The sequence below is a fragment of the Thermodesulfobacteriota bacterium genome, assembly GCA_039028315.1.
In the GTDB taxonomy this organism is placed as follows: Bacteria; Desulfobacterota_D; UBA1144; order Nemesobacterales; family UBA2774; genus CR02bin9.
In genome coordinates this window covers 1-8,879 of the sequence record JBCCIH010000093.1, presented here as the reverse complement: position 1 = coordinate 8,879, position 8,879 = coordinate 1, and the positions used below count along the sequence as shown (strand labels likewise).

The 8,879-nt window shown below is 41.1% G+C and carries 8 protein-coding genes; all 8 read left to right on the top strand.

The window, feature by feature from the left end; genetic code table 11:
- Positions 1-162 precede the first annotated feature (162 nt).
- Complete coding sequence (gene mraZ, locus AAF462_07015; protein MEM7008871.1) at positions 163-609, top strand: division/cell wall cluster transcriptional repressor MraZ; 447 nt, start codon at positions 163-165, stop codon at positions 607-609.
- Positions 560-1,579 (top strand): 16S rRNA (cytosine(1402)-N(4))-methyltransferase RsmH, encoded by a 1,020-nt coding sequence (rsmH, locus tag AAF462_07010; GenBank protein ID MEM7008870.1) that lies wholly within the window; start codon positions 560-562, stop codon positions 1,577-1,579. The genes mraZ and rsmH overlap by 50 nt, the downstream gene beginning before the upstream one ends.
- Entirely contained in the window at positions 1,576-1,908 is a 333-nt protein-coding gene (locus AAF462_07005; protein ID MEM7008869.1) for a hypothetical protein, read from the top strand. The genes rsmH and AAF462_07005 overlap by 4 nt, the downstream gene beginning before the upstream one ends.
- 3 nt (positions 1,909-1,911) lie before the next feature.
- Entirely contained in the window at positions 1,912-3,837 is a 1,926-nt protein-coding gene (locus tag AAF462_07000; GenBank protein MEM7008868.1) for a penicillin-binding transpeptidase domain-containing protein, read from the top strand.
- Positions 3,834-5,324: a UDP-N-acetylmuramoyl-L-alanyl-D-glutamate--2,6-diaminopimelate ligase gene (locus AAF462_06995; protein MEM7008867.1), complete on the top strand. Its 1,491-nt coding sequence runs from the start codon at positions 3,834-3,836 to the stop codon at positions 5,322-5,324. Before AAF462_07000 ends, AAF462_06995 begins: the two co-directional genes overlap by 4 nt.
- Before the next feature lies 1 nt (position 5,325).
- Positions 5,326-6,702 carry a UDP-N-acetylmuramoyl-tripeptide--D-alanyl-D-alanine ligase gene (murF, locus tag AAF462_06990; GenBank protein MEM7008866.1) on the top strand — a complete coding sequence of 459 codons (1,377 nt, stop codon included), beginning with the start codon at positions 5,326-5,328 and terminating at the stop codon, positions 6,700-6,702.
- Positions 6,703-7,812: a phospho-N-acetylmuramoyl-pentapeptide-transferase gene (gene mraY, locus AAF462_06985; GenBank protein ID MEM7008865.1), complete on the top strand. Its 1,110-nt coding sequence runs from the start codon at positions 6,703-6,705 to the stop codon at positions 7,810-7,812.
- 12 nt (positions 7,813-7,824) lie between these two features.
- Positions 7,825-8,879: UDP-N-acetylmuramoyl-L-alanine--D-glutamate ligase (gene murD / locus AAF462_06980; protein MEM7008864.1), on the top strand; the 1,055-nt coding region annotated here is incomplete at its 3' end.

Genomic DNA, 8,879 nt, shown 5'->3' with positions numbered 1-8,879 from the left:
TTTACAATATTAAACATGCAATTGTTGGCCTAAAAAACTGCATTATTTTACATATCATAAATTTATAAAAAATTGAGAAATTACAAAACCTTACTTGACAAACTTAACACAATTTTATATAGTGGTTCAAAGTGGCGTGAAGTGGCACAATAGGGCGCAGCAATGTTTAGAGGAAGATACGAGCATACGATGACAGATAAGGGAAGGATAAGCATCCCCTCTAAGTTCAGAGAGGTGTGCCGGGAGAAGTACGGGGGTGAAATCTTCATTGTAACCAATTTTGATAAGTGCCTTGCTGCATATCCGCTTAGGGAATGGAACGAGATTGAGAGAAAAGTCTCAGAACTTCCCCAGTTCAAACAAGAGGTAATTTCCTTTTTAAGATACCTAATGGGTGGAGCGGTAGATTGCCCAATGGACGGTCAGGGAAGAATTCTTATTCCACAAAACCTAAGACAACACGCACGGATAGATAAAGAAGTGGTTTTAATCGGCATGCTGACCAAGGTTGAGATATGGTCTAAGGAAGTCTGGGAGCAAGAAGAGGCCGACGGGGCTTATGAAGAATTTAAAAAGAGCAGGGAAATTCTTGCAGCACAAGGACTCTAACACTATGCAGAACGCAATAATCGAACAAAAGGCATCTATACACGTGCCTGTCATGAAGAACGAGGTTATTGAAAATCTTATCACGAGAAAAGACGGGCTCTATGTGGATGCAACTTTAGGTATGGGCGGTCATACTCAGGCTATCCTTGAAGCCACAAAGAAAAAGGCCAAAGTGATTGCACTTGATTGTGACCAACAGGCAATTGATATTGCCAGAGGGAATCTTTCAAAATACAACAGCAGCGTGATTTATAGAAACTCTAATTTCTCTGAGATAGACAGAGTGCTGCTTGATCTAGAGATAGGAGAGGTGGACGGTATTGTAGCTGATTTAGGGATGTCATCGTATCAAATTGATCTGAGCGAGAGGGGATTTAGTTTTATCAGGGATGAAAAACTGGATATGCGTATGGACTCTCGCCTTAGATTTACAGCTTTTGATTTGGTAAATGAAATGAGCTCTGATGAGATATCAAAAGTCTTAAAGGAATATGGTGAGGAGAGATGGTCAAGGAAAATCGCCAAGAAAATTATTCAAAAAAGAAGTGATCAACCCATTTCTTCATCTGCTGAACTTGCTAACTTGGTATCTGAGGCAATCCCGAAGAAATTTCATCCTGCTAGAATACACCCGGCAACTAAAACCTTTCAGGCATTTAGAATTGCCGTAAACCACGAGCTTGAAAGTATCCAAGAATTTATTGAAAAGGCTATACCGTTTTTAAAAACCGGCGGAAGGCTTGTAATAATTTCATTCCACTCTCTTGAAGACAGATTGGTGAAGAAGCAGTTTCAGCAATTCTCATCAGCATGTATATGCCCGCCTGACATGCCTAGGTGTGGATGCGGAAAGAGGAGCGAATTAAAAATTATTACTAAATCGCCTCTTGTTCCTTCAGAGGCAGAGGTTTTAAACAATCCGCGGTCAAGGAGTGCAAAGATGCGCGTTGGGGAGAGGCTAGAAGTATGAGCCAAAGTAGAAGAAAGAGAAAAAAAGAATCTAGAAGTTCAGCAAGCTCAATACTCTCTATGGGAATTATTGTACTAATTTTAATTGCAATCGGACTTTCTCTAGTATATGTGCGAATAAAAGTTGAAGAGGTTAGCTTGGGATATGAAATCTCAAGAAATAGAAAAGCTACTGAGGATCTATTGAAGGAAAATAGAATTTTGCAATCAGAGTTCATGAAACTCAAGGCGCCTGATAAGCTCGAAGAATCTGCTGAAATACTAGGATTTAAGTTCCCGACTCAGCAAGACATAATTTACATTGAAAAAAATAGGGTTGTTGGAAAATAGGAAATGAAGCCCAAGAGAACTACAAAAAGAATGTCTCTTGCAAGAGACCTTGATAAGCCCAGGTGGCGGGTGTTCATTATCGCTGCACTTATCATCTCTCTTTTCGCTATGGTCGGTGTAAAAGCGCTAGAGCTTCAGGTTTTAGACCGCGAGAGAGCTTTTAAAATAGCTAGAAAGCAGCATCATGGAACATCAACACTTCTTCCTAGAAGAGGCACTATCTCAGACAGAAATGGAAAAGAGCTTGCGATTAATGTCGATGTGAAATCCATCTATGCAAACCCTAAGAATGTAAAAAAACCTAAAGAAACTGCAAAGCTATTATCAGAGAAGCTAGATGTTTCAGAGAAGAAAATTAATACAAGGGTATCATCTGATAAATCATTTGTATGGATTAAAAGGTTGGCTGACTCTAAAGCAGCAAAAGAACTTGAAGAGTCAAAAATTGAGGGTCTTGGCTTTATACCTGAGCCCAAAAGGGTTTACCCCAACGGAACGCTGATGGGTCAGGTAATTGGTTTTACGGATATTGATTCAATAGGTATTGAAGGGATTGAATATAAATATGACAGCTCTCTTATTGGTAAGAAGCGCAAGATCACACTAAAACGAGATGCTAGGGGTCATAAAATATTAAGCGACCCAAATGAGATTCAGGAAATCGATCAGGACATGACTTCGGGAGAAGACATCGTGCTTACGATAGACTCTCAAATTCAGCACATAGTTGAAAGAGAGCTTAAAGACGGTATTGAAGAGATGAGCGGCGAGAAGGGGATGGCCATTATAATGGACCCGGAGACTGGTGAGATTCTAGCCATGGCCTCATATCCTTTCGTTGATCCAAACAACTATAGCAAATTCCCTGAGCAAAATAGAAGAAACCTTCCAATATGGTATGCACATGAGCCGGGCTCAACGATGAAGGTTTTTCTGGCGGCTGCGGCAATAGAGGATAAGAAAGTAAACCCAAGCTCTAAATTCAATTGCGAGAACGGGCGAAGAAAAATAGGCGCCGCAGTAATTAGAGACGTCAAACCAAGGGGCACTCTTACAGTAAAAGAAATAGTACAGTACTCAAGTAATATTGGAGCTTCTAAGATTGGCGAGCTAATGGGTCGAGATAAATACTATACCTATCTAAAGAAATTTGGTTTTGGAGAAAAAACAGGAATAGGTCTTCCCGGAGAGTCAAAAGGCCAGCTCGCTAGTCCAAGAAAGTGGGGAGCAATAGAGCTTGCAACCATATCATTTGGCCAAGGCGTATCCGTTACATCGCTTCAACTCGTGACGGCTCTTTCCGCAATTGCTAACGGCGGCTATTTGATGAAGCCATATGTTATAGAAAAAATAACTGATCCAGAGGGAAATATTGTAAAAGAGAACGAGCCAAAAGTTGTTACTAGAGTTATATCATACGATACTGCAGATCTAATGAAGCAGATGCTTCAAAATGTTGTTGAGAACGGAACAGGGAAGAAGGCTAAAATACCGGGATTTTCAGTAGCCGGAAAAACAGGCACTGCTCAGATACCCGATCCTAAATCCGGAGGATATCATCCGGACAGATATATAGCGTCATTTGTTGGATTTACGCCGGTTGAAGATCCTAAATTAGTAATGGCAGTTGTGGTAGAGGCGCCCCGCAAGAAAACCCACGGCGGCTCTGTTGCAGGACCTATATTTAAAGAAATTGCAGAGAAAGTTCTCTTCCATATGGACGTGAGCCCGAACAAAGAACTTGTTGGGATGAAAGTTATGCCCGATCTTAGCGGCATGAGCGTAAGGGATATTATGAAATGGTCCCAAGAACAAGGAGTTAAGGTAGAGGTTAAGGGCAGCGGTTTTGTAACAAATCAAAAACCCCAGCCGGGAGATTTAATTAAAGAGGGCATGGTTTGCTCAATTGAGCTTGAACAAAAAATATGATCCTTAAAGAGCTTCTAGACGGTGTTGATATTATTAAATTCACAGGAGATGAAGAAGCACGGGTTTGCGGGATCAGCCTTGATTCAAATCAGGTAAGAGAAGATTATTTATTTGCAGCACTAAAGGGCGAGAATACTGACGGTCATAACTATATTAGCTCTGCTCTTGAAAATGGAGCAGCTGCACTGTTAGTAGAACGGCTGGAGCAAGTCAGCTCAGAAGAAATCTCAGTTATACAGGTGGCTGATACAAGAGAGGCTCTTGCCCTGGTATCAGCGAATTTTTACAAACGTCCTACGAGGGAGTTAACACTGGCAGGAATCACAGGCACAAATGGTAAAACCACTATCACTTATTTGCTGGAATCTATCTGGAATCAAGAGCGAAAAAACTCAGGCGTAATCGGCACCATTGATTACCGCTACGCAGGAAAAATAAGAGAATCTTCTATGACAACCCCTGAGGCGCTAGATCTCATGAGGATGTTTAGAGAAATGAAAGATGAGGGAGTACAAGCAGTAGCAATGGAAGTATCATCACACGCATTAGATAGAAAAAGAGTTGTGGGGTGTGAGTTTGACGCCGCTGTATTTACAAACCTAACCCAGGACCATCTGGACTACCACAGCTCTATGGAGAGCTACTTTGAAGTTAAAAAAGAGCTGTTCACAAACTATTTAGCGAAAAGCACTAAAGAAAATAAATATTCAATAATAAATATAGATGATCCCTATGGGCAAAGACTTGTTTGCGATGCTCCAGGGGAGGTTCTTACATATTCAATAAATGACACGAGTGCATCTGTATATGCAGCAAATTCGATAATCTCACAAGATGGTATTAAGGCAACTATACATACACCAAATGGTGAAGTTGAGATTCACTCAACACTTTTTGGCGAGCACAATTTGTCAAACATTCTGGCCGCAGTGGCTACAGCAGTTTCATTGGGATCAAGCGCTGAATCAATTTCAATGGGGCTATCAAATATTGATGCCGTCCCAGGAAGGCTCGAGACCATTCCAAACTCTTATGGATTTAGCGTATTAGTAGATTACGCTCACACTCCTGATGCGCTAAAGAATGTGCTTGTGGCTGCCAGGCCCCTTACAAAAGGAAATCTAATATTAGTATTTGGGTGCGGGGGCGATAGAGACAATGCCAAAAGGCCTCAAATGGGCAAGATTGGAAAAGAGCTCTCGGATATACTGGTTGTAACATCCGACAACCCCCGCACAGAAAATCCAGAAATCATTCTAGATCATATAGAAAAGGGCGTTCTAGAGGCCGGTTATGAGTCAAGGCCTTATCACAGGATTCAGGACAGGGCCCAGGCGATAAAAAAGGCAATATCCCTGGCTAAAGAAGAAGACACAGTTCTCATTGCCGGAAAAGGCCATGAGGACTATCAGATTATAGGCACTACAAAATACCCGTTTGATGATAGAGAAATTGCTAAAGAGGTGTTAAAAGAGCTAGGAAACTGAAATGCTAAATCTAGATTTTATACTTCAAGCTACAAGTGGCAAGCTGCTATCGGGAAAGAGCGGTACAGTGTTCAGCGGTGTATCTACTGATACCAGGAAAATTACAAAGGACCAGATCTTTTTTGCCCTTAAAGGCGAGAATTTTAATGGGGAGAACTTCGTTGAAGAGGCATTTCAAAAGGGCGCTGCAGGGGCTGTTATTGAAGGCGAATTAAATTCAAATCAAAATGAAAAAGTTCTAATACAAGTACCATCGAGTCTAAAGGCTTTGGGAGACCTTGCTTCAGGTTGGAGGATGAGCTTTACTGATCTAAAACTTGCTGCCATAACCGGATCAAATGGTAAGACCACTACAAAAGAAATGGCCTGGAGCATTGTCTCTCAAAAATACAACACTTTAAAAAATACCGGGAATTTCAACAACCTAATTGGTCTTCCGCTTACGCTCTTTGAGTTAAATGACACTTATCCTGCGGCAGTTGTGGAAGTAGGAATGAATGATTTTGGAGAGCTTGAGAGGCTAGCTGAGATAGCGCGGCCGGATATAGGGACAATCACAAATATCGGCCATGCTCACTTAGAAAAACTGGGCGGTCTCGATGGAGTTGCCAAAGCTAAGGGAGAGCTTGTTCAAAACTTCACTCAAGATAACATTTTTGTTGTTAACCTTGATGATCCAAGGGTTAAGAGAATAGCTGATTCGCTCGACTGTCAGAAAATTACCTACGCAATAAATTCTGATGATGCTATGATCACCGCAAGCGAAATAGAATCAGGTGATCTTTCGAGTATTAGATTCAATATCACATTAGAGGGCGAAAAATTTCCGGCAGAGATTACTGGAATTGGCCTCCATAATGTTAGTAATGCACTTTGCGCCAGTGGAATAGGACATGCATTTGGATGCAGCGTCACTCAGATTCAAGACGGTCTTTCCAGCTATGTACCGACCAATATGAGGCTTGAGGTAATAGATGTGCCGCAAGGTTTTAAAGTAATAAATGACTCCTACAACGCCAATCCGGATTCAATGAAAAAAGCGGTGGATGAGCTTGTAAGACTGAATAAAAACGGCAATACAATAGCTGTTTTAGGTGATATGCTTGAGCTTGGAGAGGGTAGCGAAAATGAGCATGTTGAGCTTGGTAAATACGCACTAAATTCAGGGGTTAATAATCTCATAGCTTATGGTAGATTTTCAGATAAGATCTTAGAAGGTTTTGGTAATTCTAATAATGGATTCGCGGCCGACTCCCACCAAAAAGCGGCCACTATTTTACAAGATTTGGCCACACCTTTAGACCTGGTTTTAGTAAAGGGCTCAAGAGGTTCTAAAATGGAGCTCGTAATCAAAGCGCTTAATGAGGAGCAAAACTAAATGTTTCATCTTCTTTATCTGCTGAAAGATGATTTTATTATATTTAATGTGTTTAGATATATCACATTCAGATCCTTTGGCGCGGGTGTGACTGCATTTCTAATAAGCATAATTTTGGGCGGGGTATTTATTAGATTTCTTGCCCGTCAGCAGCTAAAAGAAAATATTAGGGACGACGGCCCCGAGAGTCATAAAGTAAAGCAAGGGACCCCTACAATGGGAGGCGCTTTTATTGTTGTAGCTATTGCCGTCTCTACACTTCTGTGGGTTGATCTGTCGAGCCAAGTGATGTGGACTGTACTTCTCTTTACTTTTAGCTATGCGCTTATTGGATTTTTGGATGACTGGCTTAAGTATAAAAAAGGAAAAGGTATGAGCGCAAGGTTAAAATTCCTCTTACAAATTGTTTTCGGAACGCTTTTTGTATCTCTCATACTGACTGAAATATACGGTTTCAACATGGTAGTTAGCGGAAGCGAGTCAGAGACTTATTCATACACATCAGTTCTATTTCCTTTCTTCAAAAAAGCAGTTTTGGACCTTAGCTGGTTCTACATTCCATTTGGAGTACTGGTAGTAGTTGGTGCGTCAAATGCAGTAAACCTTACTGATGGTTTGGATGGACTTGCCATAGGATCAATACTGGTAGCGACTGCGACTTATATTATCTTAGCCTACCTCTCCGGGCATCAGGAATTCTCAACGTATCTACAGATTCCCTACATACCTCAAGGGGGAGAACTTGCAGTGTATCTGGCAGCAGTAGGCGGGGCCTGCCTTGGTTTTCTCTGGTACAATTCTCATCCTGCACAAGTCTTTATGGGAGACGTAGGCTCACTAGCACTTGGCGCCGCAATAGGCTCTGTTGCACTAATCATAAAACAAGAACTTCTTCTAATCGTAGTTGGCGGTATTTTCGTAGCTGAAGCGCTGTCTGTAATAATTCAGGTTTTCTCGTTCAAACTCACCGGAAAAAGGGTTTTTAAAATGGCGCCACTACATCACCATTTTGAGCTTAGCGGATGGTCAGAATCAAAAGTAGTTATAAGGTTTTGGATAATATCTCTTGTGCTTGCGCTTTTTGCTCTATCTACATTAAAACTAAGATAGTAAGGGAGATAAATGGAGCTTAAGGATAAAAAAATACTTGTCGTAGGTCTTGGCAAAACGGGTCAGGATACGGCGCGGTTCCTTATTCGAAGAGGCGCTCAAGTAAAAGCTAGCGACAGTTCTACTCGTGAGAAATTAGGTCCGGTTTTTTCAGAGATGTCTTCTCTGGGAGTCGATGTAGAGGCAGGAATTCATACAGATGAAACTTTTCTATGGGCGGATCTAATTGTTCTAAGCCCCGGTGTTCCATTTAGCATCCCACAAATAAAAACAGCTTTAAAAAATGGAACTGAAGTAATTAGCGAGGTTGAGCTTGCCAGCCGGTTTATAAATACTCCGATAATCGCCATCACGGGATCAAATGGTAAAACAACTACTTCAACACTAATAGCAAAAATACTCGAAAGAAATAGTAAGAAGGTGTTTTTAGGCGCTAATATTGGAACCCCTCTTATTCAGATAGCAGACACTGCAGAGCAGTTTGATATCCTTGTGCTCGAGCTAAGCAGTTTTCAGCTTCAGGGCGTTACAACTTTTAGGCCTGAAATAGCTGTGATTTTAAATATCACCCCTAACCACCTAGACCATCATAAGAGTTTTGAAGAGTATGTTCAGTCAAAACTTAAGATTTATTCAAACCAGAGCGAGCAAGACTGGTTTATCTACAACGGCGAAGATATAGAGATCATCTCACATCTAAATGAAGTTAAATCTCACCAAATACCCTTTGGAGAATCAAACCTAGATGGAATTAAGTATGACGGATCAAATATAATTTTTAGAGACCATAGCTATAGTGTCTCTGAAACTAAACTGTTAGGAGCTCATAATATAGAAAACATTATGGCCGCAATTGCAGGAACAGCAATTTTAGGCTGCGATCCAAAGCTGATTCAAGAAGCAATAGATCATTTTGAGCCTCTTGAGCATAGAAATGAATACATTGGAAAACTTGGAGGCGCAAATGTATACAACGACTCAAAGTCCACCAGTCCTGCTGCAACTCAAAAAGCGCTTGAAAGCCTTACACCGCCTATAATTTTAATCGCGGGCGGAAAGGATAAAGG

Bases quoted from the DNA above. Each gene is read 5' to 3' on its own strand.
- mraZ (MEM7008871.1), top strand. From the start codon at position 163: ATGTTTAGAGGAAGATACGAGCATACGATGACAGATAAGGGAAGGATA.
- rsmH (MEM7008870.1), top strand. From the start codon at position 560: ATGAAGAATTTAAAAAGAGCAGGGAAATTCTTGCAGCACAAGGACTCT.
- AAF462_07005 (MEM7008869.1), top strand. From the start codon at position 1,576: ATGAGCCAAAGTAGAAGAAAGAGAAAAAAAGAATCTAGAAGTTCAGCA.
- AAF462_07000 (MEM7008868.1), top strand. From the start codon at position 1,912: ATGAAGCCCAAGAGAACTACAAAAAGAATGTCTCTTGCAAGAGACCTT.
- AAF462_06995 (MEM7008867.1), top strand. From the start codon at position 3,834: ATGATCCTTAAAGAGCTTCTAGACGGTGTTGATATTATTAAATTCACA.
- murF (MEM7008866.1), top strand. From the start codon at position 5,326: ATGCTAAATCTAGATTTTATACTTCAAGCTACAAGTGGCAAGCTGCTA.
- mraY (MEM7008865.1), top strand. From the start codon at position 6,703: ATGTTTCATCTTCTTTATCTGCTGAAAGATGATTTTATTATATTTAAT.